Genomic DNA, 21,844 nt, shown 5'->3' on the forward strand with positions numbered 1-21,844 from the left:
TTCGGCAAGGTCCGGGCTGGCGTTCACCGTCCAGATAGGCGACAGCGTAGGCCGTTGCCTGCGGCGGGGGCGGCGGCCAGCGCAAGGTGGCCCAGTGTCCCGACGTCGACCCCCAGCAGGCGGGCGAAGGTGTCCGGTGACCTTGGTGGAGTTGAGCGTGCACACCAGCGGCAGGTAGCCTCCCCGTCGCGTCCGCGACGCCGTCCACCCAGCCGGTGGAGTCGAAGACGGGGTCGGCACTCACCGACAGCACCACCCCGGAGGTGCCGAGGCTGTAGGCGACGTCGCCGGTCCTCAGGCCGAGACCGACGGCGCCGAGATGCTGGTCGCCGCCGCCCGGGCCGACCAGCACGCCGGGCCGCAGCCCGAGCTCGGCCGCGACCTCGGGCAGCACGCGGCCCGCGGGTTCGGCGGGGCCGAGCACCGGGGGAAACCCGCCGCGTCCCAGTCGACGTCCGGCGACACCAGCTCGGTGAGCAGGTCGGTGCGCCACCGATTCTCGAACGCCGCGTAGTACCGGTCCCGGAGGCGTCGGACCGGTCCGTGACACGCTCGCCGGTCAGCCGGTACGTCAGCCAGTCCGTGCGGTACCAGCACGGTGGTGAGGCGCCCGCAGGTTGCCGGGCTCGTGCTCGGCCAGCCAGGCCAGCTTGGTGACGGTCAGCGCGGCGGTCGGGGTCAGGCCGGTCGCGCGCACCCAGTTCCGGGCCCCGTAGCGCGCCACCAGGCCGGCCGCCTGCGGCTGCGGACGTCGTGTCGTTCCACAGTTTGGCAGGCCGCAGGACCTGGCCGGCGGCGTCGAGGGCGACCAGGCCGTGACACTGGGCGGTCCACGCTCACGGCTGTCGATGGAGCCCGGCCGTACGCCCGCGTCCCGGCAGGCCAGGGCGAGCGCGGTGGCCAGGGCGTGCCACCAGGCCGCGGGATCCTGCTCGCTGAGCGGCGGGTGCGTCACCGGATGCGGGGCGCGGCCGGTCCCGAGCAGCGCACCGTCATCGGCGTCGCGGAGCTCCACGGTGCAGGACTGCGTCGAACTGTCGATGCCTGCGACGAGGGGCATGGTCAGACCGTGCCCCTCGACACGCCCGCCGCCTCGGTGCCGGTGTCGAAGGTTCAGCGCGGGCAGGGGCTTCCGGGGCGTCGTCGATCTGCCCGACGGCCCCCCGACGGGTGACTGTGCAGCACCTGCTCCCATCCGTAGCCGCCGCAGCCTCATCAGGACGTACGCGAGCGCGGTCGCCCCACACCGCGGTGACGAGCGTCGAACCCATGGCGATCACCTCGCCCGGATCCACGCGCGGCGGGCTCTCCAGCTTGACCACCAGGTCCGCGCGGTTCCCCAGTTCGGACTCGGTGACCGCCGTCAGGGCGATCACCCGGGCACCGCGTTTCCCGTACGCGCTCGGTCAAGTCGTTGATCTCCCGGGACCCGCCGCCCCGCGAGATCGCGATCAGGATGTCGCCCTCCGTGACGGCTCCCATCGTGCCGTGCAGGGCGTCGGCCGCCTGGATGAACAGCGCCGGCGTGCCGCAGACGACAGCAGATGAGCCATGCGCCGGGCCACCGCCCCGGAGGTCCCGGCCCCGGTGACGAACACCTTGCCCTCGCAGTCGTAGAGGCAGGCGGGCCGCCTCCACGAAGCTGTCGTCCAGCTGGTCGGCGACGGGACAGCACGCCGTCCGCTTCCCGGCGTACGATTTCGCGGCCCTCGGACAGCACATCATTCGCAGCAGCGGCCATCACTGTTCTCTGTTGCCTTTCTTGGGGAGCGGGCCCGAGGCGGGGGATCATGCCGCCCCCCCACGCGACCTGCCGGAGTTTGACCAGCGAGAGCTCGGAGGCGAGCTGGGTGACGCCGTCGCATCGCCCGTGCGAGGAACGTCACGACGTCGTCGGACACGTCGAGGATCTCCTCCTCCTCGCTCGACACGACCACGACGGTCATGGCCCTGCCCGGAGGCGAGGCGGCGGAGCAGGCGATGGATCTCGGTCTTCACGCCGATGTCCACGCCCTTGGTGGGCTCGTCCAGAAGCAGTAGCCGGGGGCTCTTGCGCCAGCGCTCGCGCCAGGAGGACCTTCTGCTGGTTGCCGCCGGACAGGCTGACGACCGGGGCGTCCCTGTCGCCGCGCACGTGGAGCTGGTCCCATGAACCGGGTGGCGCTCCTTGCCATGGCACGGCGGTCCAGCACTCCGTACCTGGAGAACCCGTGCAGCACGGGCAGGACGATGTTCGTGGCGGAGTCGAGCCCGGGCACGATCCCGTTCGATCTTGCGTTCCTCGGTGAGGTAGACGACGCCGGCTCGCCGCGCGTGGGAGGGGTTGCGCGGCCGATAAGGCTCTCCGAACAGCTCCAGCCGCCCGGCGTCGATCCTGTCCAGCCCGACCAGCGCGCGCAGGAACTCCGTGCGCCCCGACCCGACAAGGCCGTAGACGCCGAGAACCCGTCCCGGATGGGGCGTCGAGGGACACGTCGGTGAGGCCGGGGGCCCGCAGGCCGCGCACCCGGAGGCTCGGCCGGGCCCCGGCCGGCAGCGCCGAGACGGGACGCCGTCCCTGGGGCCCGCCCTGACGCCAGGTCGCCCAGTTTCCTCCACCGGGAGCTGGTCGTACTGGCCCGGTCTCGGCCAGGTGCACGGCGGCTTCCTCACCCGCGATCGCGCGGATGACGTCCGCCCGGTCGGTCTCCTCGACCGGCCCGGCGATTCGGACCTCGCCGTCGACCAGGGCCACGACCGAGTCGGCCACGGCGTACAGCTCGTCGAGCTTGTGGTCGACGGAGCAGTACGCCGAGTCCCGACTCCCTGGTCAAGGACCTGATCAGTTCGAGCAGCCTGTCGACCTGCTCACCTCCAGGCTCGTCGTCGGCTCGTCCAGGAGCAGGAAACGGGTCTCGCGCTCGGTGGCGATCGCGATCTCCAGGAGCTGCCGGGTGGCCACCGGATAGTGGCCCAGCGGCCGGTCCACGTCGACCCGCAGGCCGAAGCGATCGACCAGGTCCCGGGCCGCCCGGCGCATGCCTTCGCCGTCGAGCGTCCGCGTGCCGCGCCGCCGCTCGCGGCCCAGGAAACACATTCTGGGTGATCGTGAGGTTCGGCAGGAGCGACAGCTCCTGGTAGACGGTGGAGATGCCGGCCTTCAGGGCGACCGCGGGGCCGGTCAGCTGCATCCGGCCGCCGTTCACGCTGATCGTCCCCTCGTCCGGCCTGATCGCCCCGGAGAGCGTCCTGAGCAGGGTGGACTTGCCCGCGCCGTTGTGCCCGACCAGTCCGACGACCTCGCCGGGCCGGACGGTGACGGTTCACGCCGGAGAGCACGGGGACACCGGCGTATCGCTTGACGATCCCCTCGGCCCGGAGACCCTCCGCCGGTCCGGGGTGCGCTCCTCCGGCCGACGTGGCCGTCGCCGTCGGCCCGGTCATTCAGCCCACCTCGCCCGGTGCGGGCGTCTGGCCCTTGGTGTAAAGCTTGAGCGGACGCAGGATCTGGGCCTCGGGCTTGGCGCCGCCCAGCCAGGCGGAGATCTGCTCGATCACGCGCTTGCCGTAGTCCTCGGGCTCCTGTGCCACGCACGCCGGGTACTGGTCGGTCAGTGGCTCGTCGGCCGCGCAGAAGCCGTAGACCTTGACCTTCTTGCCGCCGCTCTGGATGGCTTGGAGCGCTCCATAGGAGGCGGGGCCTGTGCTGGTGAACAGGACGTTCACGTCCGGGTTGCCCTGGAGTATCTCGGTGGTCGCGGCAAGGCTGTCGTCGGGCTTGACGTTGCCGTCCACCTTGGCCACGACCTTGGCCTTGGCGTCGGCGGCGATGGTGTCCTCGAAGCCCTTGTCCCGGGCGACGACCGGGCCCTCGTCGGGCTCGGTGATGAAACCGACCTTGAGGTCGGCGTCGGCGCCGAGATCCTTGAGCACCTGCTCGGCCACCTGCTTCCCGCCTGCGGCGTTGTCGGCGCCGAGGTACTGCACGATGCTCGCGCCCTGGGCCTTGAGCGCGGCGTCGTCCACGGTGACGTTCACGGTGAACACGGGCACGCCCGCGTCGTTGGCCAGTTTCACGATCGCCGCGGCGGGCTCGGACTTCACGGGGTTGAGCGCGAGCGCGCACGGCTTCTTCTGGAGCATCGCCTGGACCTGGGCGAGCTGTGCCGCGTCGTCGTCGTTGGCGATCTGGACCTCGGTCTTGAAGCCCGCCGCCTGGCCCGCCGTCTCGAAGCCCTTCTTCATGGCCACGTAGTAGGGGTTGGTCAGGTTGGGGAGCGCGACCGCCACGTACTTGGAGTCGGCGGCGCACGCCTCGGGCCGGGGAATGCCGCCCTCGGGCTTGCCGGCGCCGGCCTGGGCGCCGGTGTCGACCCCTGTGCTGCATCCGGCGAGGGTCAGCGCGGCGAGCGCCGCGCCGGTGGCCAGGGAAAAACGTCGCTTCATGGGAGCTACCTCTTGTTTTCGATGGAAACAGCGCCTTCGCCCGGCGCGAGGGAATCGAGCGGTTCACGAGCTGTCGGGCCCGGGGGACCGGAACGGCTGAACAGCCGGGAGAAGTCGGACAGTGAGAGCCTGCGGCGGTAGGTGTCGAGGCTGACGCCGAGCAGGATGATGACGCCGATGACGAGCGGCTGCCAGAAGCTGTCGACGCCGATGACGTTCATGCCGTTGGACACGGTCGCGATCAGCACCGCGCCGAGGAAGGCGCCGGGGACGGAGCCGATGCCGCCGAACAGGCTGACGCCGCCGACGACGGCCGCCGCGATGGAGAAGAACAGCTCGTTGCCCGAACCGGCGGTGGGGTAGCCGACCATGAGCCGGCTGGTGGTGATGAGCCCGCCGAACGCCGCGCACAGGCCGCTCACCGCGTAGACCAGCATGGTGGTGCGCCCGATCCCGATCCCGGCAAGGCGGCTGGTCTCGGCGTTGCCGCCGACGGCGTAGATGTGCACGCCCGTCGCGGTCCTGCGCAGGAAGAAGGCCAGGACGCAGGCGGCGACGATGACCAGGACGACCGGCATCGGGACGCCCAGCAAGGCGCCGCGGCCGATGACGGCGAACATCGGGTCGGTGACCGACACCGACTTCGCGCCGGTCATGATCTGGGGAATGCTCGCGGCGATGCCGAAGGTGGAGAAGGTCACGATGAACGGCGGAAGCTTCAGGTAATGGATGATCGCGCCGTTGAACAGGCCGACTGCGATTCCTGCGAGAATGGCCACCAGCGCGGCGATCGGCCACCCGACCCCTGCCTTCATGACGACCGCCGCCAGCATCCCCGTCAGGGCGACGTTCGACCCCGTGGACAGGTCGATGCCTCCTGTCAGGAGCACGAAGGTCTGCCCCAGGGCGAGGAAGGCGATGACCGCGCCGTTGAGCAGCAAGATCTGTAGGTTGTCGACGGTCCGGAAGTTCTCGGACAGCAGGCTCATGACGAGGGCGACCAGGATCAGAATCCCGAAGATCCCGATCTCGTCCGGCATACGGCGTGTTCTCACAACTCCCCCTCCCGAGCCTCGCTCATATGAGCGCAAAGGGTGCTCGTTTGTGTACTATAAGGTCCATCAGAGTCTGCTAACAAGACATACGGGTCGCAGTGAGGTAACGAATGAGCAATACCGGCGCTCATATGAGCGATATTGCGAAGATGACGGCCGCCGAACGAAGGCTCATGGCAACCGTCGCGAGACGCTTCTACATTGATGACGTCTCGAAAGTGGAGATCGCCAAGGAGCTCGGGCTCTCGCGATTCAAGATCGCCCGACTGCTCGAGCAGGCGAAGAGCACCGGTGTCGTGACCATCACTCTAAGGGACGCCGGGTATGTCGACGACGTCATGTCCGCCCAGCTCAGCGCGCATATGCGGCTCCGCGAGGCGATCGTTGTCGAAACGCTCGGAACCGACGCGCAGGTGCGCAGCCAGGTCGGGGCCGCCGCCGCGACCTTGCTCACCGAGACGCTCCACCCCGGCGACGTCCTCGGCCTGGCATGGGGCAGAACCCTCACCGCGATGACCGAGCACCTCACCTCCCTGCCACCCGTCTCGGTCGTGCAGCTCACCGGCGCCGTCGGCTCCGACCTTGCCGAGTCCCCCGTCGAGGTCGTGCGCAAGGCCTCGCTGAGCGCGGGAGGCAAGGCGCACGCCATCTTCGCGCCACTGGTCGTGGAGGACGCGGCGACCGCGGCAGCCCTCCGACGGCAGACCGACGTCGCCGCGGCCATGCGGCTGTTCACCCAGGTGACCGTCGCCGTCGTCGCCGTCGGCTCATGGGATCCGCCGATCTCGCAGTTCCGCGAGGTCATGTCCGACGCCGACCGCGCGGAACTCGCGGCCAGGGGGGTGCAGGCCGAGGTCGCCGGGATCCTCATCGACCGCCACGGACGCCTCGTCGGAGAGGACTTCGCCGAGCGGTGCCTGTCCATCAGCGCCCAGGAGCTCGGACGGGTGCCGCGCGTCATCGCGGTCGCCGCAGGCGCCGACAAGGCTGAGGCCGTGCTCGCCGTGGCTCGCTCCGGGCTGCTGTCCTCCCTGGTCACCGACCGAGCCCTCGCCGAGGTCGTGCTCCACGAGCCTTTCGACCACCCCGCCGGTGGCTGAGCGCATGCGGATCGCGGGCTCCCTGTGGTCGGTCCCCCCCGGCCGCGCAGGCAAGTGAGGCGCACCGGCTTCGCGACGCCGGGCTCGACGTGCTCCACTGGGACACCACCGACGGCGTCTTCGCCCGTGAGGGCGGGTTCTCGGCCGAGACGGCCGCCGTGATGACCGGGGAGAGCGGGATGCGCGCCGAGGCCCACCTCATGGTCACCGACCCGCTCGCCCGCCTCGACGCATGGACCGGCTTCTGCGAGCTCGTCGTCGTCCACGCCGAGGCCGAGGGGTGGCGGGCGGCGCTCGACCGTATCGAACGACGCGGTTCCCGGCCGGCCCTGGCCCTGTCCCGGGGCACCCCGGCGACGTTCGTGCCCTCGGACGAGCTGGCCGTTCTCACCATGTCGGTCGTCCCGGGAGAGGCCGGCGCCACGTTCGACGAGTCGGCCCTCGCGACCGTGCGGGCACTCCGGGAGGCCGCCTCCGGAGCCTCCCGCCTGCTGGGGCTCGACGGCGGCGTGACCCGCGAGATCGGCCGTCGCGCCACGGCCGGCGGCGCCGATTGGCTGGTCAGCGGCACCGACCTGTTCGGCTCGTCCACGCCCCGAGCATGGCTCTCCGACGTACGAGGCGCCCAGGCGCCGTCTCACGACTGATCCTGTCCGACGCCTGGAGTCGCCCCGGTCCGGCAGACACATCAGGGCTTGCGGCTGCGCGGCGGCATGGTCGTCTTCGCGGATGGGCTCGAGGACGCGGCGTCGGAGGAAGGCGTGGCAGGCCTCGAGTTCGGGCCGCTGGGCGTTCTTGCCGGATTTGGTGTCGGTGAAGATGCGGCGGCAGCCATAGGCGGTCAGCGCGTCGATTCGCCGTTCCAGCTTCTGGCCTTTGGTCGAGACGCGGGCGTAGCCGATGTGGATCTCGGTGCGGGCGGCGGGGAAGGCGTCGAGCAGGTGGCCGGAGGCCTCCAGGGGCGCGGGCACGCCGTCATCGTCTCGGCAAAGGGCTACGTGAGATTGTTGAACGGCTCAGGTTGTTGAAGGACTTTTTGAAGGGTTGGGGGCCTTTCCCCGACCCTGAGCGCGTGATCTTCAAGAAACGAAGGCGCGCTCAAAGGATCAATGCATCACCGCTGTTCAGGATCTCAGCGTAGATCTCTGCCGGAGTACGGTAGCCGTGGATCTTGCGGGGACGGTTGTTGAGCTCGGCAGCGATGGCGCCCGCCAGGCCGCCCTCGAAGACGTAAAGACCGATTCTCATCCGCCGCGATGAGTTCCGACCCCACCGCCGGTATGTACTCACGAGCTCGCCGGAGTACCCCGAGCGAACCGATCACAAGGGAGAATCCAATGTCGAACAGTCGTGCGGCAGACGAGGCCGCCATCCAGGCCGTGCTGGTTGACTCCTACAAGGCGTGGGAGGCAGGCGACGCCGACGGCATGGTCGCCGACTACACCGCGGACGCGACCGCCATCATGCCCGGCTCGCTCCGCGACAGCCGTGACGTGGTCCGTCAGAACATGGCCCTGGCCTTCGAGGGGCCGCTCAAGGGCAGCTCGACCTACAACAAGCAGCTCAGCATCCGCTTCGTCGGCAGGGACGGCGCGATCGTCATCAGCGAATCCGCCATCCTGTTCCCCGGCGAGACCGAGGTCCCGGACGACATGCGTAAGGTGAACGCGACCTGGGTCTTCGAGAAGCGGGACGGCCAGTGGCTGATCGCCGCCTATCACAACAGCCCGGTGCTGGCGTCTGCGCAGTGAACCCTTCCCTGCAACCAGCAGCGACCGTGTGCAGGGCCATGACGAATATCGGACCGAAAAGCCCTGCATCGCTCTGAGCTGTGGGAACCTCACTCCCCGAGGGCCAGATGCGCTCGCATGGGCGCCTCGGACCTTGCACCACATGCAACCCGGAGGACCCAAGAGACGCATTCGAACGAAAGGTCACGCCAAGGACCTGTTCCCAGACCCCTTGGCGTGATCTTCGTACCGACGCCCGTACCTACGAGCGACGTTCAGGAACAGCGCTGTTCATCCAAAATCTGGGATGTATGCCATGGCCGGCCTGTTGATGACCACGCGGGTGATCTATCGGCCCATAGCGGATGCTCACTGCAGTCGCCAAATATTGTGGCTGCGACGGCAGTGGAGATGGAGCGTGGCGTGATGACGGGCAAGGAAGGCTTCGATCGCCGGATCGAACCGTTCCGGACGGAGCTGCTGGCGTACTGCTACCGGATGCTCGGCTCGGCTCACGACGCAGAGGACTTGGTCCAGGAAACGTACCTAGGGCGTGGCGGGCACGGGAGCAGTACGACGATACCCGCAGCTCACTGCGCACCTGGCTCTACCGGATCGTAACCAACGCCTGCCTGACCGCCCTGGAGGTCCACGGTCGCCGACCGCTGCCGTCAGGGCTGGTGGCCGCGTCGGATCCGCTCGGGCCGCTCGTCCAGGGAGAGCACGCCGCCTGGCTCCAGCCCTTACCGGACTCGCTGCTGGACGCGGGCGATCCGGCTGGGGCCGTGATCGACCGCAGCAGCCTGCGCTTGGCGTTCGCCGCCGCCCTGCAGCACCTGTCGGCGCGTCAGCGCGGTGCGCTGATCCTGCGTGACGTGCTCAGCTTCTCCGCGTCCGAAACGGCGGAAATCCTCGGCACCACCGTCGTGTCGGTGAACAGTTCCCTGCAGCGGGCGCGTACCCGCGTCAAGGAGGTCGGGGTCCGGCAGGAACGGGTCAGCGAGCCGTCCGCGGCCGAGCAGCGCGCCTGGGTCGAACGCTACATGAAGGCATTCGAGCTGGCCGACGTCGAGGGCCTCAAACGGCTGCTCACGGAGGATGTGATCATGGAGATGCCGCCGATGCTCAACTGGTTCTCCGGCCGCGGCAACTACGGCCTGTTCATGGAATGGGTCTTCGGAGCGGCCGGGAAGGACTGGCTCCTCAAGGAGGTCGCGGCCAACGGCGGCCAGCCCGGATTCGCCGCCTATCAGAGCGTCGGCAACGGGTACAATTTGCACACGCTCCAGATCTTCACCGTCACCGACGAGGGCATCACCCGAAACTCGGTCTTCCAGGACCCCGGCATCTACGCGACTTTCGGCCTGGCGGCCAGGCTCGACGACCAGGGACTTGCCATGGCCGAGGCCTAGTGCGGTGGCCGCTCGCTTTCGAGTGTCATGCCGCCGGGGCTGGCCGGCCCCAGCGGTGTCCGCCTTCGCTGATGCCGAAGACCATGTCCGAAGTCGTCGAGCGCGTCTTCATGTAACCGGCCCCGGCACGCCCCCGCCAACTCCCCGAGTACAGGCTTTTCTGAATTCAGGAAATTCTGTACTTTGGGGGTATGTTGACGATCGCCTCCGAGATCGAGGTCCTGACGCGTTTCGGCCGCGCGCTGGCCGACCCGATCCGCTGCCGGATCCTGCTCGCATTGCGCGAGGCCCCCGCCCACCCGGCCGACCTGGCCGACCTCCTGGGTGTCTCCCGCACCCGGTTGAGCAACCACCTGGCCTGCCTGCGCGACTGCGGTCTGGTCGTCGCCGTCCCGGTCGGCCGCCGCACCCGTTATGAGCTGGCCGACCCCCGGCTCGGCCACGCCCTGGCCGACCTGAGCGGCGCCGTCATCGCGGTCGCGGCCGATGCCGAGCACACCTGCGCTGATGCGAAGGAGAAGGGCTGCTGCCGATGACCGCCCTCACGCTCGGTCCCACCCCGGCCCGCCGCGCCGCGCTGGCGCGCCGCATCCGGCTGCTGGTGGCCGCGACCATCACCTACAACGTCGTCGAAGCCGCCGTGGCCATCACCGCCGGCACCCTCGCCTCCTCGGCCGCCCTGATCGGGTTCGGCCTGGACTCCGTCGTCGAGGTCGCCTCCGCCGCCGCGGTCGCCTGGCAGTTCTCCGCCACCGACCACGAGACACGGGAGAAGACCGCGCTGCGCGTCATCGCCTTCTCCTTCTTCGCGCTGGCCGCCTACGTCACCGTCGACGCAGTGCGCGCGCTACTGGGCACCGGCGAGGCCGAACACTCCACCCCCGGCCTGATCCTGGCCGCCCTGAGCCTGGTCATCATGCCGTTCCTGTCGGCCGCCCAACGCCGCGCAGGCCGTGAACTCGGTTCGGCCTCCGCGGTCGCCGACTCCAAGCAGACCTTGTTGTGCACCTACCTGTCGGCCGTGCTGCTGGTCGGACTGGCACTCAACAGCGCCTTCGGCTGGTCCTGGGCCGACCCGATCGCCGCCCTGGTCATTGCCGCCGTCGCGGTCAAGGAAGGCCGCGAGGCCTGGCGCGGGGACGCCTGCTGCGCCGTCCCGGCAGCCTCACTGTCGGCCGGCACCGTCTCCGGCACTACGGCGGACGAGGCCGGCGGCTGCGCGGACGGCTGCTGCTCACCCGTCCAGGACACGCCGAAGGACACGTGATGATCGGAGAAGGCGAGACGGCCGCCATGGACGAAAGCACGCCGAGCCTGCTGCGGCACCTGCGCTCGGTCTTGTCCGGCCCCGGGATCGTGACGATCGCCATCCCGGCACTGCTGCCGGCCTGGACCGGCACGAGCCCGCTCGCCCCGTCCGGCCGGCACGCCGTGGCCGCGGAACTGGAGCTCATGGCCCAGGAGGCGGAGCAGGCGATCGCCCGCGAAGCAGAGCAGCGGCACGAAGCGCACGCAGAAGTGAACGCACCCCCTGAGCGCGCCCGGGGCCGTCGTTACCGCCCCCGGAGATGAACCCGGAGTCATCGCCCCGGGGAAAGTCGGTCAGGGGGGTGTCGAAGCCCAGGGTGCAGGCGCCCGAGCCGGCCGGCGCCGAGCGGACGGACTGATCTGGATACCGCCGACGACCGGCGAGAGATCACCTGCATGCCTGACGCAACATGTCGACTACGGAGAGTAGCGTCCGTTGTGAAGTTGATCTATGAGGGCATCCCTCACGACGGAATGAGAGTTCAGTGGTGTCATCACAACGATTCAGATCCGCGCTCACCGCGTTCACCGCGCTGGCCTGCCTGCTGTCGGCGCCGGCCGTGTCGGGGACGCCGGTGGCGGCCGATGCCGATGCGCGGGCCGCGGGCGGTGTGCGGCAGGCCGTCACGCGAGCCACCGCAGCGCCTTGTGTGCGGCAAGGCCAGGCGACCTACCCCGTGGACTACTACTGGAAGAACGCGTTCGGCATGAGGCTGGGCAGCGGCTCGATCTCGGTCACCACCTCGCCGTCCCTGTGGGGCGGGCAGATCGCACCGGGCGGCACCTTCACCCTTACGCTGGCCCACCGCACGAATCAGTGGCCGTTCCTGGTCAGGAGCTACACCACCACCTGGGACGTGTCGTCACTGCTGGCCCACGCCGACGTCGTCGGCCAGTCCGGGGCCGGCGCCATCTCCGGTAGCACCTTGACGATCCCCTCCTCGGGCAGCAAGACCGATCCGCCGGCGAAGGTCATCACCTTCCAGGTCAGGCAGGGCACCGCCGGGGGCGCCATGACCATCCGGCCGACCGGGATCAGCAGCGTCCTGGCCGCCCCGGGTCAGCTCGGGAACAACACCGCCGCCCCGCCGATCCAGATCGCCGGAGGGCAGTCCATCTCCCCCACCCGGGCCGCCGACGACAGCGCCACCACCAGGCAGGCCACGGCCGTCAGCGTGCCCGTCCTGGCCAACGACACCGCCACCGCACCGACGATCACCGGCCTCACCCAGCCCGCGAACGGCACCGCGGCGATCTCCGGCAACACCGTGATCTACACACCCGCCGCGGGTCTGGGCGGCATCGACACCTTCACCTACACCATCACCACCGCCTGCGGCACCAGTACCGCCACGGTCACCGTCGCCGTTCCGTGCGATTATGCGCCCGTCAACCTGGTCAACGGCAGCTTCGAGGGACCGCCCGTGGCCGGGGTCGACTACTCCATCTCCGACGCCTCGATCAACCCCGGCGTCGGCTGGCGAACCACCGCCACCGACAACAAGCTGGAATTCTGGCAAGGCGGCGCGAGCGGGGTCCCATCAGCCGACGGCGGGCAGTTCGCCGAGCTCAACGCCACCCAGGTCTCCACCCTCTACCAGGACGTGCCCACCGTGCCGGGCACGCCGATGACCTGGTCGCTGTATCACCGAGGCCGCCTCGGTACCGACGTGATGCACGTGCTCATCGGCGCACCCGGCGCGACCGTGGCCCAGATCCCCTCCGGAGCCTCCTCCCCGGACATCTCCGATGACGACACCGCCTGGCGTCAGTACACCGGGGTCTACGTCGTCCCGCCGGGACAGACCACCACACGATTCGCCTTCCAGTCGGTGTCAGCCGCGGGAGGCTCCCCGACGGCCGGCAACTTCCTGGACGGCGTGGTCTTCCAGACACCGCCCTGCCGGCCCATGACCAAGACCACGATGAAGACGAGCTGAACCATGGGGCCGGCCGGCATCGGTTCAGCACTGCCGGTCGGCCCGCCAGCTGCTGCGCTTCGGGGTCGGGGAGCCTGCGGACAGCCGTTGGCTCCCCACCCCCGGGCTCCCCGGGAGAAGCGCGGCCCGGTCACGGCCCGGCTGTTTCGGGAACGCCCTACCGCGGCCGGCCTGGTCCTGGCCCTGCGCGAACTCGAGTAGGCTGGCCTGGCGCGGACGTGGCATCCCTGCCCGTGGGCCGCCCGTTCCGGTACGCCGCGAGCCGGGCCCACCGGACCGCTCGGCGTGCGAGAGGAACCGTTCCGGCGGCCGGCCGGGATTCGACGACATCGGCCCGCGCCGCAAAGTGGTGATGGCCTACCCGGACGAGAGCCGGCACGGATACCGTGTCGTCCGGGTTCACGGTGAAGTGACCTGACGTGAGGTTCTAGCGTGCGTATGGCACGAACCCCCACGAAGATCGCGCGTTTCCTCAGACGCCCCCGGGTCTTCGACACGACGCTGGTGATCGTGCTCTGCGTCCCGGTGCTCCTTGGCGTGGTCTCTGTGCTCCCGGACACGGCCGCCGCGACCGTCCCGGGCGACACCCGGGTGGTGCCGGCCGCCGGGCTCCATCTGGCGAGTTCCCTGTGCCTGCTCATGAGGCGTGGCCGGCCGGTCCTCACCACCGGGCTGGTGGCCACGCTGAGCGCGGTGGGCATCGCGACGCACTCGCTGTCCTTCCTCGGCCTGCCCTCGTGCGTCGCGTACTACAGCCTGGGCCGTTACACCACCGGCCGCCCGATGCTGATCACCTCGGTGACGGTCTTCGCCGTCTACGCGGTTGATATGCGGTTGTTCCTCCCCATGCCGGGCGGTTGGCTGGCGTCCCTGCTCAGCGTCCTCGCGCCCGTGGGCATCGGCCAGTTCGTCCGGCTCAGGGCCGAGCTCAACGAGCGCAGCAGGCAGGAGGCCGCCGGCGCCGCCGTGGGCGCCGAGCGACGGCGCATCGCCAGGGAACTGCACGACGTGGTCGCCCACCACATCACCGTGATCAACGCCCTGGTCGGCGGCGCGCGAGCCACGCTCCCACCCGGGCAGGACGTCGCCAGGAACGCTCTGGAGAGCGCCGAGCGGACGGCCCGCGAGGCGATGTCGGAGATGCGGCAGCTGCTCGACGTCCTCAGGGCCGGCGGCAACGAAGGAGCGGACGCCGCGACGGGGTTGACCGCGAAGCGGCTGCCCGTACTGATCGAGGAGGCCAGATCGTCGGGACTGCCCGTCAGCCTGTCGGTGACCGGCGAGCCCGTCGAGCTGACCGCCGCCGTGGACCACGCCGTCTACCGGATCGTCCAGGAGGCGCTGACCAACACGCGCAAGCACGCCATCGGCGCCAGGGCCGACGTGCGGCTGGCCTACGAGCCGGCCGCGGTGGAGGTCGAGGTGGTCGACGACGGCCTGGCCGAAGAGGCCGGCGTAGCCGGGTTCGGGCTCAGCGGCATGGCCGAGCGGGTGGCGTTGTGCGGCGGCCGGCTGTCCACGGGCCCGCGCCCAGAAGGCGGTTTCCGGGTACACGCCCGCATACCCCTGGAGAGATCATGATCAGAGTTCTGCTGGCCGACGACCACGCGCTGGTACGCATGGGCTTCAGGCTGATGCTGAACGCCCAGCCCGACCTGAGCGTGGTCGGCGAGGCCGCCGACGGCGCGCAGGCGGTGGAGCTGAGCAGGAGGCTGCGGCCGGACGTGGTGCTCATGGACCTGCACATGCCCGGCCTGGACGGCGTGCGCGCCACCGAGCTGATCACCGCGGAGCTGCCGGGCGTCCGGGTGCTCGCGCTGAGCACGTTCGACCTGGACGAGAACGTGGTCGCGGCGCTGAGAGCGGGCGCCGACGGATTCCTGCCCAAGGACATCTCCGCCGAGGAGCTGATCGAGGGCGTACGCGTGGTGCACTGCGGCGAGTCGGCCGTCGCGCCGCGCCTGCTGACCAGGCTCATCGGCACGTTCGTCCGCGCCTCGCGCCCGAAGGCGGTGCCCGCCGAGCTGGCCGGGCTGACCAGCAGGGAGCGGGAGATCCTCGTACTGATCGCCCGTGGCCGCTCGAACCCGGAGATCGCCGTCGACCTGTCCGTCTCCCCGTCGACCGTCAAGAACCACGTGACGAGCCTGTTCGCCAAGATCGGCGTCAGGGACCGGGCACAGGCCGTGATCGTCGCCTACGAGGCGGCCCTGGTCCACCCTGGAGAGTAGGAGCAGAATCCCAGAATCCTTCCCCCAGGACCGTTCCCCGGCAGGAAGAAACCGGCCGCCCGCGACGGCACGCTGGGATCATGACCGTGATTCGTGCAATGAACCTGAGTAAGCGTTATGGCGGCACCACCGCGGTGGCGGACCTGTCGTTCGACGTCAAACCCGGTCTGGTGACCGGATTCCTGGGCCCCAACGGGGCCGGTAAGCCGACTATCAAGCTAGGGCATATCTTTGCAGCCTTATCGTTACCCATCTCCCTAGGTCAAGGCATGAACAGGTAGGGCGCGCTGACCCGCGCATACTCCGCCTAGCCTGATCATCCCGTCTGCCTCGACCCATCGCGTAGCGACAGCGGGCCGGGGACGGAGGGTCAAGGTCGTCTTTGCGTGTCCATTCGCCGGTCGCCGTTCCTCGATCATGGGATGTCATCGGTCACAGACGGGCTTGACTCGTAGGAGTCGGGCTGCTGGGCTCTGCCTGGGTCGTGGCAGGCGGGATGATCAGGCGTCTACTTCAGCCACTCCGCTACCCGCGTGCCGCGTTTCTCCTCATCCCGGAGCGGAGACCCCCGCCGGAGGCGCCTTCTTAACAGACTGCTTCCGTTCTTGGGGGACAGCCGGAATACGGCTGAAAGACACCACGCGGGCTGATGGTTGATCGTTTTGGTCAGCTCATAGACGGCTCCCTGGGGTCGGCCTTGAAGGCCAGCCGATTCACATTCCCGGCAACGTCCTGGAGGTGATGACCGGAGCCGGGACGTCGTTCTCGGTGTGTCGTGGAGCTTTCGGGGTGTTGAGCGGCAATGGCCTGGTTAAGGTGGTATTCGCTGGTGTACCGGATCAATCGGTGCCGTACGGCGATCTCCCCTCACGCTCAACGCAGCCGAGGTCGAGGAGATCATGATGTTCCGTACCTGTGCCGCCGCCGCCGTGGGATGTTGCCTGGCCATCACCGTCCTTGCCCCGATGACGGCCCCGGCCGTCGCCGCCCCTGCGGCTCAGGCGGTGCCTGCCGTTTCTGGGGTGAAGGCCGCAGGGCGGGGCCTGTCGGCTCTGTCGGCGCGCAAGCCCCCGATGGGCATGCTGGCGGCCATCCAGCGGGATCTGGGGCTCAACGCCAACCAGGCCCAAAGCCGCCTGCTCAATGAATCCCGGCTAAGCCCGATCGCGACGCAGCTGCACGAAAGGCTCGGTGATCGTTTCGCCGGCTCCTGGCTGCAGGGACCCATCGGGCAGACGCTGGTGGTGGCCACCACCAGCCGCGCCGATGCCGCCCAGATCACCGCCGCGGGCGCCGAGCCCCTCATCGTCGCCCGATCCCTGGCGAAACTGCAGGCGGTCAAGGACAAGCTCACCGCTGCCCGGCCCGCCCTCTCAGCAGTGAGCAGCACGCGCTACATCGACCTCAAGACCAACAAGGTCGTCATCTCCTCGAGCACGCCCAAGGCGACCGCGAACTCGATCAAGGCCGCCGACGTCGCCCCCGCCGCGGTGCGGGTGGCCCTTTCGGCCGAGCGGCCCCGGCTCCTGCAGGCCAGCGTGCCCGTCATCCCGCAGGGCTACCCGCCCAGTGTCCCGCCCACCGATCTGGTGGGCGGCCAGGCCTACTACGCCGGCACCGCGACCCGCTGCTCGGTCGGTTTCGCCGTGACCAAGGGAACCCAGAAAGGCTTCGTCAGCGCGGGCCACTGCGGCGCCCCGGGCACCGCCACCGTCGGCTTCAACCGGCTCACCCAAGGCAGCGTGCGAGCCTCGACCTTCCCCGGCGACGGCGACCACTCCTGGGTGGCGCTCAACGACGCCTGGACCCCTCGGCCGGAGGTGGGCAACGACAGCGGCGGCATCATGCACGTCTACGGCTCCAAAGAGGCCATCGAGGGCAGCTCGGTCTGCCTGGCCGGCTCCTCCCTGGCCGGCCTGGACTGGCACTGCGGCACCATCACCCAGCGCGAGGCCGACGTCACCTACCCCGAAGGGGTCGTCGAGGACGTGATGCGCACCAGCGCCTGCGCCCACCTCGGCAACGCGGGCGCCGCCATGCTCTCGATCGGCCAGGCCCAGGGCATCGTCTCGGGCGGCTCCAGCGACTGCGAAAACGGCGGCGTCACCTACGTCCAGCCGATCAACGACATCCTCACCGCCTACGGCCTGACCCTGGTGACCTTCACGAAGAACGAGGCGAGCACCGGTTCCTGCAACGGCTACCCCAATTCCACCACCGGCGCGCTGAAGAGCGGCCAGACCATCTACCAGCCCGCGGGCCTGTCCTACCGCACGAGTGTCACCGGCACCCACTACGGCTGCCTTGAGGCCAACATCAGCGGTGACTTCGACCTGTACCTGCAAAAACAAAACGGCCTCACCTGGAGCACCGTCGCGATCTCCCAGACTCCCAGCCCGTTCGAGGAACTGGGCTACCTGGGCCCGCCCGGCGTCTACCGCTACCTGCTGATCTCCTTCAAAGGCGCCGGCCCCTACCTGCTGGGCTACACGACACCGCAACCACCATCTGACCTGCGGGTCAGGGGGCACTGAAGCCCAGGGTGTAGGCGCCAGAACCGGCCGTGGCACTCACCTTGTAGCGGTAGCGGCCCGGTGTGCCGGTGTAGGCGATGTTCTCATCCGGGCCGGCGCCGTCGGCGGTGGCCACGGTCGTCCAGGTCGTGCCGGCCAGCTTTTGCAGGTACAGGTCGAGGTCGGCGCCCTGGGGGCCGTCCAGGCAGCCGAGATGGGAGCCCGCGACCTTCGTCGTGTAGTAGATCCCTCTCGGCTGGTAGGCGGACTCCCCGGCCTTCAGGTCGCCGTCGTAGGTGCTGGAGTAGCCGGTGCAGGTGCCGGTGCTCGCCGGTGGGGGGTTGCCCCTGGTCGTTCGCAGCTCCAGGCCGTAGGCGGACAGGACCTCCAGCAGGGGCTGGAAGTAGGTGACCCCGCCCAGGTTGCAGTCGCCCGACCCGCCCGAGGTGATGCCCTGGGCCTGGTTGGCGGAGATGAACGCCCCGCCCGAGTCGCCGCCCTCGGCGCAGACGGTGGTGCGCGTCAGCCCGAAGACGGTGCCCTGGGGGTAGGTGACGCTGGCGTCGCGCTGCTGGATCAGACCGCAGCGCCAGTCGGTGGTGGCACCGGCCCGGCAGACCGAGGAGCCCTCGATGGCGGGCTTGGCCCCGGCGACCGGGACGGTGCCGCCCTGGCCGTTGTCCACCGCGGGCGTGGCCGTCCAGGCGGGGTTGACCGCGACCCAGGCATAGTCGTCGACGGGGAATGTCGACGCCTGGAAGACCCCCTGCGGGACGCGGTTGAAGCCGGTGGTGGCCGAGCCCTTCACACCGCAGTGGCCGGCGGTGACGAACCCGGCCTGGGTGTCTTTGAGGACGGAGAAGGCGATCGAACAGCGCCGGGTCACACCGATGTAGAAGGCGTTGCCGCCGACCAGGTCGAACAGCGGCAGCGGGGCTTCGCTGGAGGGCAGCACGATCACTGCCGGGCCACTGACCCCAGCTGCTTGGATGAGGGTTTCGGCCTGGATGGGCTGTGGGGTCAGCACGACCACCCTGTTGTTCCTGACGTCGACATAGCGCACGGTGGAGACCAGCCGGTCGACCGGCAAAGAGGCCTCGATCTTCTGCTTGAAAGTGTTGAGGAGCGTCAGCGGTCTGGTGACCACGTCGGCTTGGGCGCCTGAGGCGAGGATCAGCGGGATATCGGCGGCGCTGGTGGTGGCCACCACCAGCGTGTGCGCGGTGTTCCCGCGCAGCCACGCGCCGGCGAACCGGGGACCGAGCACCTTGCCCAGCCGTTCCGCGATCGGGGTGAGGCGAGCCTCGTTGAGCAACCGGTCCTGAGCTTGGGCCGCGTTCAGGCTCAGATCGCGCTGCAGGGCCTCCAGCATGCCCGGCGGCGGCGCGACCCGCGCGGCTCGCACAGGCCGAGCGGCCGGTGTCTGGGGTGCCCCCACCCTCCGCACCGTCTTCAGCGAGATCGATGTTCTCACGGCGCCAGCCCGACCGGCCGAAGCGCTCCCTTGATGGTCGGCGACCGCCGGAACGGCGGACATGGCGAGTGCGACGATCGCCAGGACGCATCCCGCCGTGGTGGCGTGGCTGCCAGACATGGGCCTTCTCCTCGACCTCTGCGTGCGGAGTCTTCGAGGGGATACGCCCCATGCCACCGGCGGACCATATGGCACGGACACCCCCACTCTAGATCACCGGACGGGGACCGGCCGATGAATGCGGCACGCCACGCGGACGCCAGTATCAACTCTTGGTTACAAGGCGGTTTTAGCCTCGGTGAGGGTCTTGTGGACGACGCCGACCGATACCCCCACGCCGATGGCGATGGTGCGGATGGACTCGCCGCGCTCGCGGCGGGCGAGGATGGCGGCGCGCTTGTCGTCATCGACCACGGGCCTTCGGCCGCCGATGCAGTCGCGAGCGCGGAACTCCCAATCGCCTGCGCCAAGCTGCCCGTGGTGTCTTTCTTCCGTATTCCGGCCCCCCTTCTTCGATGGACGAACCCACACAACAGAGCAGGACCGGCTCCCCTTATGGAAAGCCGGTCCTGCTCTGTTGTGGAGATCTACGCGTGGCCCTTCAGACCTGCGACGAAGTCCAGCCAGACGCTACGGGTGAAAGTGAGCCTAGGTCCGTCAGGGTCTTTAGAGTCCCGGACAGCCACGGAATCGCCTATCTGTGCGACTTCAACGCAGTTTTGCTGTCCGCCGCTTAGGCTACTTTTTCGCCAAACTAGGTCCCTATTCATAGCTCCCTGCCACCTGCGAGATAAGGTCTCTTGATTCTTGCTCGTTTAGCGCAGCGCTCCAGATGCCATCAAAAGCGAGACCGTAACGCTGAACCTCGGTCTCCTTGTCCAAGTAGAGCGCTCCTGTGAAGCCTTCTACATATACGGTGGTCGGCTCCGTCTCCTTGCCATCGCCGTTGATGGGAAACCGCAGCGTGACGAATGGCCCCGACATGATGCCGGGGTGCAGCCCACGGTTGAACGACATCACCTTGATCGCGACGTTGGGCAGCTCACCAACATCTAGCAGGTGGGCAAGCTGACGCGCCATCGATTTTTCGCCTCCGATGGGGCGGCGGAGAACAGCCTCGTTCAGGACGACGCGCAGTGCTGGCGGGGCTGTAACCCTGGTAAGCAACGTCTGCCGAGCGATGCGTAGATGTACGCGACGTTCGATCTCGGCATCATCTACGCCCGGATTATCGGCGCTGATCACCGCGCTCGCATAGTCAGCAGTTTGCAGCAAGCCGGGAACTAGCTCTGACTCGTACCAAGCGATCTCGGAAGCGGCTTCTTCTAATCCGATGTATAGATCAAAGCCTTCCGGGATCACATCACCGTACGCATGCCACCATCCGCGAGCTTTGGTCTCTTTAGCTAGACCCATTAGCCCTTGCGTGAGATCGGAATCTGCGCCGTAGATCCTGCACATTGCTTCGACATCCAAGGATCGAAGCGATGTCTGACCTGTCTCAATTCGCCAGATCTTCGCCTCGCTCCACTCCAACCTGGACGCGGCGGCCTTGACCGTCAGGCGTGCTTGCGAGCGTAGATCACGGAGATACCGCCCTAACTGTCTGCGCGGCACCGTTGAGCCTGTGACGCCCTCTGGCATCGCCCACCTCCCCCTCGCTACCCCTCGCTATGAAGGCATCCGTACACCCGGAATGAAAGCACCCGAAGGTTCGTCCTGCAATGTCCGACTCTCATTTCGAAGCCTCGAAATGAAAGCTTGCATATCGGGGCCTCGTGATGCTTGACTCTAGCAACACCGAGACAGCGTCACCAAACGCTCTGTGAGTGTTGGTGCGGTAACGCTATGCGGTCATTTCGTCACCGAATTCACCATCCGGAAGGGTGAGCTATGGCAGCGCGACATCCGCAAGAGCACCGGGAAGAACAGCAGTTCATCCACCTCGTACGGCTTGCGTGGGACCTGCACGAACGTGGCATGAGGGCGTCTGTGGAGCTGCCGGTAGGAGGAGAGCCGGTGCTGCTGGTCTCTCCCTCCCTTCCCCTCTTCTCGACGCGGGTCATGGCAGTGCGGCGCGGTAGGGATTGGTGGTTCACCTGGGGGCGGGACGCTAAGCAGTCGGTACCGGCGCTCGCGCCTCACGCGGCGGACCTGATTCGTGAGGTGGCACAGTGAGCCGGGAGGACGTCTACAGCGCGGTAGAAGCGATGGTCCGGCGCTGGGACGGGTTACGCATCGTGGGGACTCGCAACTTCCGATGCGGCGACGCACAAGTGCCGGGGCAGGCGCGTCGGTGGGTGGTGGATGTGCTGTGCGTGCATGACGTCCCGGGGGAGCTGCTGGAGACGGTCGAACTGTTGGTCAGTGAGGTCGTTACGAACAGCTTCCTCTACAGCGACTCCGGCAGTGATCCCGATGGGTTGATCACGGTGGGCGTTGGTATCGGTCGCGGCATGATCTACATCGAGGTGATCGACCCTGGGTCACTGGTCAACGTTCCCGCCATGCGCCCGGCGGAGGATGAGGACCTTGGCGGGCGGGGTCTGGCCTGGGTGAATCAGCTCTCGGACGGCTGGGGTACCGACTATGACCCGGAGATAGGCCGTGCGCTCTGGTTCCATCTCGCCTGGAATCACGCTCCCCACTGATCTTT

Annotated in this window: 20 protein-coding genes and 5 pseudogenes; 13 read left to right on the forward strand and 12 right to left on the reverse strand. The window is 68.7% G+C overall.

The window, feature by feature from the left end:
- The 6 genes and pseudogenes from ABD832_RS22155 to ABD832_RS22175 form a co-directional block, all read right to left on the reverse strand.
- Positions 1–424, reverse strand: a pseudogene (locus ABD832_RS22155) (hypothetical protein); the annotation flags it as partial.
- Between the two features lie 147 nt (positions 425–571).
- Positions 572–1,060 carry a hypothetical protein gene (locus ABD832_RS22160; RefSeq protein WP_344898470.1) on the reverse strand — a complete coding sequence of 163 codons (489 nt, stop codon included), beginning with the start codon at positions 1,058–1,060 and terminating at the stop codon, positions 572–574.
- A gap of 1,761 nt (positions 1,061–2,821) precedes the next feature.
- Positions 2,822–3,076: a hypothetical protein gene (locus ABD832_RS22165; protein ID WP_344898472.1), complete on the reverse strand. Its 255-nt coding sequence runs from the start codon at positions 3,074–3,076 to the stop codon at positions 2,822–2,824.
- A gap of 22 nt (positions 3,077–3,098) precedes the next feature.
- A pseudogene (locus ABD832_RS42255) lies at positions 3,099–3,269 on the reverse strand (ATP-binding cassette domain-containing protein); the annotation flags it as partial.
- A gap of 154 nt (positions 3,270–3,423) precedes the next feature.
- Positions 3,424–4,425, reverse strand: coding sequence for a substrate-binding domain-containing protein (locus ABD832_RS22170; protein ID WP_344898474.1), 1,002 nt, complete (start codon positions 4,423–4,425; stop codon positions 3,424–3,426).
- A gap of 5 nt (positions 4,426–4,430) precedes the next feature.
- Positions 4,431–5,465: an ABC transporter permease gene (locus ABD832_RS22175; protein WP_344898476.1), complete on the reverse strand. Its 1,035-nt coding sequence runs from the start codon at positions 5,463–5,465 to the stop codon at positions 4,431–4,433.
- A 188-nt stretch (positions 5,466–5,653) separates the two neighbouring features.
- On the opposite strand from ABD832_RS22175, the gene ABD832_RS22180 reads away from it, so the two are divergent.
- Complete coding sequence (locus ABD832_RS22180; RefSeq protein ID WP_344898478.1) at positions 5,654–6,580, forward strand: sugar-binding transcriptional regulator; 927 nt, start codon at positions 5,654–5,656, stop codon at positions 6,578–6,580.
- Positions 6,577–7,227 (forward strand): hypothetical protein, encoded by a 651-nt coding sequence (locus tag ABD832_RS22185; RefSeq protein WP_344898928.1) that lies wholly within the window; start codon positions 6,577–6,579, stop codon positions 7,225–7,227. The genes ABD832_RS22180 and ABD832_RS22185 overlap by 4 nt, the downstream gene beginning before the upstream one ends.
- Positions 7,228–7,386: 159 nt before the next feature.
- Here the strand turns inward: ABD832_RS22185 and ABD832_RS22190 are convergent.
- Both ABD832_RS22190 and ABD832_RS22195 read right to left on the reverse strand, forming a co-directional pair.
- Positions 7,387–7,551, reverse strand: a pseudogene (locus ABD832_RS22190) (recombinase family protein); the annotation flags it as partial.
- A gap of 127 nt (positions 7,552–7,678) precedes the next feature.
- Positions 7,679–7,828, reverse strand: a complete 150-nt coding sequence (locus ABD832_RS22195) for a hypothetical protein (RefSeq protein ID WP_344898940.1) — start codon at positions 7,826–7,828, stop codon at positions 7,679–7,681.
- Between the two features lie 89 nt (positions 7,829–7,917).
- Here ABD832_RS22195 and ABD832_RS22200 point away from each other — a divergent pair, with 89 nt between their 5' ends.
- The 10 genes and pseudogenes from ABD832_RS22200 to ABD832_RS22245 all read left to right on the forward strand — a co-directional run bounded on the left by ABD832_RS22200 (position 7,918) and on the right by ABD832_RS22245 (position 17,735).
- A complete protein-coding gene (locus ABD832_RS22200; RefSeq protein ID WP_344898480.1) occupies positions 7,918–8,331 on the forward strand; it encodes an SgcJ/EcaC family oxidoreductase in 414 nt (137 codons plus the stop codon).
- A gap of 405 nt (positions 8,332–8,736) precedes the next feature.
- Positions 8,737–9,722, forward strand: a pseudogene (locus ABD832_RS22205) (sigma-70 family RNA polymerase sigma factor).
- Between the two features lie 191 nt (positions 9,723–9,913).
- Positions 9,914–10,258, forward strand: a complete 345-nt coding sequence (locus ABD832_RS22210; RefSeq protein ID WP_344898481.1) for an ArsR/SmtB family transcription factor — start codon at positions 9,914–9,916, stop codon at positions 10,256–10,258.
- On the forward strand, positions 10,255–10,989 hold the full coding sequence (locus tag ABD832_RS22215) for a cation efflux transmembrane domain-containing protein (protein ID WP_344898483.1): 735 nt from the start codon (positions 10,255–10,257) through the stop codon (positions 10,987–10,989). The genes ABD832_RS22210 and ABD832_RS22215 overlap by 4 nt, the downstream gene beginning before the upstream one ends.
- Positions 10,989–11,294, forward strand: a complete 306-nt coding sequence (locus tag ABD832_RS22220; RefSeq protein ID WP_344898485.1) for a hypothetical protein — start codon at positions 10,989–10,991, stop codon at positions 11,292–11,294. Before ABD832_RS22215 ends, ABD832_RS22220 begins: the two co-directional genes overlap by 1 nt.
- Positions 11,295–11,518: 224 nt before the next feature.
- Positions 11,519–12,970, forward strand: coding sequence for an Ig-like domain-containing protein (locus ABD832_RS22225; RefSeq protein ID WP_344898487.1), 1,452 nt, complete (start codon positions 11,519–11,521; stop codon positions 12,968–12,970).
- 438 nt (positions 12,971–13,408) lie between these two features.
- Positions 13,409–14,551, forward strand: coding sequence for a sensor histidine kinase (locus tag ABD832_RS22230; protein ID WP_344898489.1), 1,143 nt, complete (start codon positions 13,409–13,411; stop codon positions 14,549–14,551).
- Complete coding sequence (locus ABD832_RS22235; protein ID WP_344898491.1) at positions 14,548–15,201, forward strand: response regulator; 654 nt, start codon at positions 14,548–14,550, stop codon at positions 15,199–15,201. The genes ABD832_RS22230 and ABD832_RS22235 overlap by 4 nt, the downstream gene beginning before the upstream one ends.
- Positions 15,202–15,281: 80 nt before the next feature.
- Positions 15,282–15,413: pseudogene (locus ABD832_RS22240) on the forward strand (ABC transporter ATP-binding protein); the annotation flags it as partial.
- 687 nt (positions 15,414–16,100) lie between these two features.
- On the forward strand, positions 16,101–17,735 hold the full coding sequence (locus ABD832_RS22245; RefSeq protein WP_344898493.1) for a S1 family peptidase: 1,635 nt from the start codon (positions 16,101–16,103) through the stop codon (positions 17,733–17,735).
- Here ABD832_RS22245 and ABD832_RS22250 read toward each other — a convergent pair.
- The 4 genes from ABD832_RS22250 to ABD832_RS22265 all read right to left on the reverse strand — a co-directional run bounded on the left by ABD832_RS22250 (position 17,722) and on the right by ABD832_RS22265 (position 20,832).
- Positions 17,722–19,119, reverse strand: a complete 1,398-nt coding sequence (locus tag ABD832_RS22250) for a S1 family peptidase (protein WP_344898495.1) — start codon at positions 19,117–19,119, stop codon at positions 17,722–17,724. The genes ABD832_RS22245 and ABD832_RS22250 overlap by 14 nt on opposite strands.
- 345 nt (positions 19,120–19,464) lie before the next feature.
- Entirely contained in the window at positions 19,465–19,602 is a 138-nt protein-coding gene (locus ABD832_RS22255) for a helix-turn-helix domain-containing protein (protein ID WP_344898497.1), read from the reverse strand.
- 173 nt (positions 19,603–19,775) lie between these two features.
- Positions 19,776–19,958 (reverse strand): DUF397 domain-containing protein, encoded by a 183-nt coding sequence (locus ABD832_RS22260; RefSeq protein WP_344898499.1) that lies wholly within the window; start codon positions 19,956–19,958, stop codon positions 19,776–19,778.
- Positions 19,951–20,832, reverse strand: a complete 882-nt coding sequence (locus ABD832_RS22265) for a helix-turn-helix domain-containing protein (protein WP_344898501.1) — start codon at positions 20,830–20,832, stop codon at positions 19,951–19,953. The genes ABD832_RS22260 and ABD832_RS22265 overlap by 8 nt, the downstream gene beginning before the upstream one ends.
- A gap of 530 nt (positions 20,833–21,362) precedes the next feature.
- On the opposite strand from ABD832_RS22265, the gene ABD832_RS22270 reads away from it, so the two are divergent.
- Positions 21,363–21,839: an ATP-binding protein gene (locus ABD832_RS22270; RefSeq protein ID WP_344898503.1), complete on the forward strand. Its 477-nt coding sequence runs from the start codon at positions 21,363–21,365 to the stop codon at positions 21,837–21,839.
- Positions 21,840–21,844 lie beyond the last annotated feature (5 nt).

The organism is Streptosporangium longisporum (assembly GCF_039534895.1).
Classification (GTDB): domain Bacteria; phylum Actinomycetota; class Actinomycetes; order Streptosporangiales; family Streptosporangiaceae; genus Streptosporangium; species Streptosporangium longisporum.

Excerpts from the sequence above, each read along its gene's own strand:
- ABD832_RS22265 (WP_344898501.1), bottom strand. The coding sequence starts at position 20,832 with ATGCCAGAGGGCGTCACAGGCTCAACGGTGCCGCGCAGACAGTTAGGG.
- ABD832_RS22180 (WP_344898478.1), top strand. The coding sequence starts at position 5,654 with ATGGCAACCGTCGCGAGACGCTTCTACATTGATGACGTCTCGAAAGTG.
- ABD832_RS22210 (WP_344898481.1), top strand. The coding sequence starts at position 9,914 with ATGTTGACGATCGCCTCCGAGATCGAGGTCCTGACGCGTTTCGGCCGC.
- ABD832_RS22165 (WP_344898472.1), bottom strand. The coding sequence starts at position 3,076 with ATGTGTTTCCTGGGCCGCGAGCGGCGGCGCGGCACGCGGACGCTCGAC.
- ABD832_RS22175 (WP_344898476.1), bottom strand. The coding sequence starts at position 5,465 with ATGCCGGACGAGATCGGGATCTTCGGGATTCTGATCCTGGTCGCCCTC.
- ABD832_RS22235 (WP_344898491.1), top strand. The coding sequence starts at position 14,548 with ATGATCAGAGTTCTGCTGGCCGACGACCACGCGCTGGTACGCATGGGC.
- ABD832_RS22170 (WP_344898474.1), bottom strand. The coding sequence starts at position 4,425 with ATGAAGCGACGTTTTTCCCTGGCCACCGGCGCGGCGCTCGCCGCGCTG.
- ABD832_RS22160 (WP_344898470.1), bottom strand. The coding sequence starts at position 1,060 with ATGCCCCTCGTCGCAGGCATCGACAGTTCGACGCAGTCCTGCACCGTG.
- ABD832_RS22195 (WP_344898940.1), bottom strand. The coding sequence starts at position 7,828 with ATGAGAATCGGTCTTTACGTCTTCGAGGGCGGCCTGGCGGGCGCCATC.
- ABD832_RS22260 (WP_344898499.1), bottom strand. The coding sequence starts at position 19,958 with ATGAATAGGGACCTAGTTTGGCGAAAAAGTAGCCTAAGCGGCGGACAG.
- ABD832_RS22220 (WP_344898485.1), top strand. The coding sequence starts at position 10,989 with ATGATCGGAGAAGGCGAGACGGCCGCCATGGACGAAAGCACGCCGAGC.
- ABD832_RS22200 (WP_344898480.1), top strand. The coding sequence starts at position 7,918 with ATGTCGAACAGTCGTGCGGCAGACGAGGCCGCCATCCAGGCCGTGCTG.
- ABD832_RS22230 (WP_344898489.1), top strand. The coding sequence starts at position 13,409 with ATGGCACGAACCCCCACGAAGATCGCGCGTTTCCTCAGACGCCCCCGG.
- ABD832_RS22245 (WP_344898493.1), top strand. The coding sequence starts at position 16,101 with ATGATGTTCCGTACCTGTGCCGCCGCCGCCGTGGGATGTTGCCTGGCC.
- ABD832_RS22215 (WP_344898483.1), top strand. The coding sequence starts at position 10,255 with ATGACCGCCCTCACGCTCGGTCCCACCCCGGCCCGCCGCGCCGCGCTG.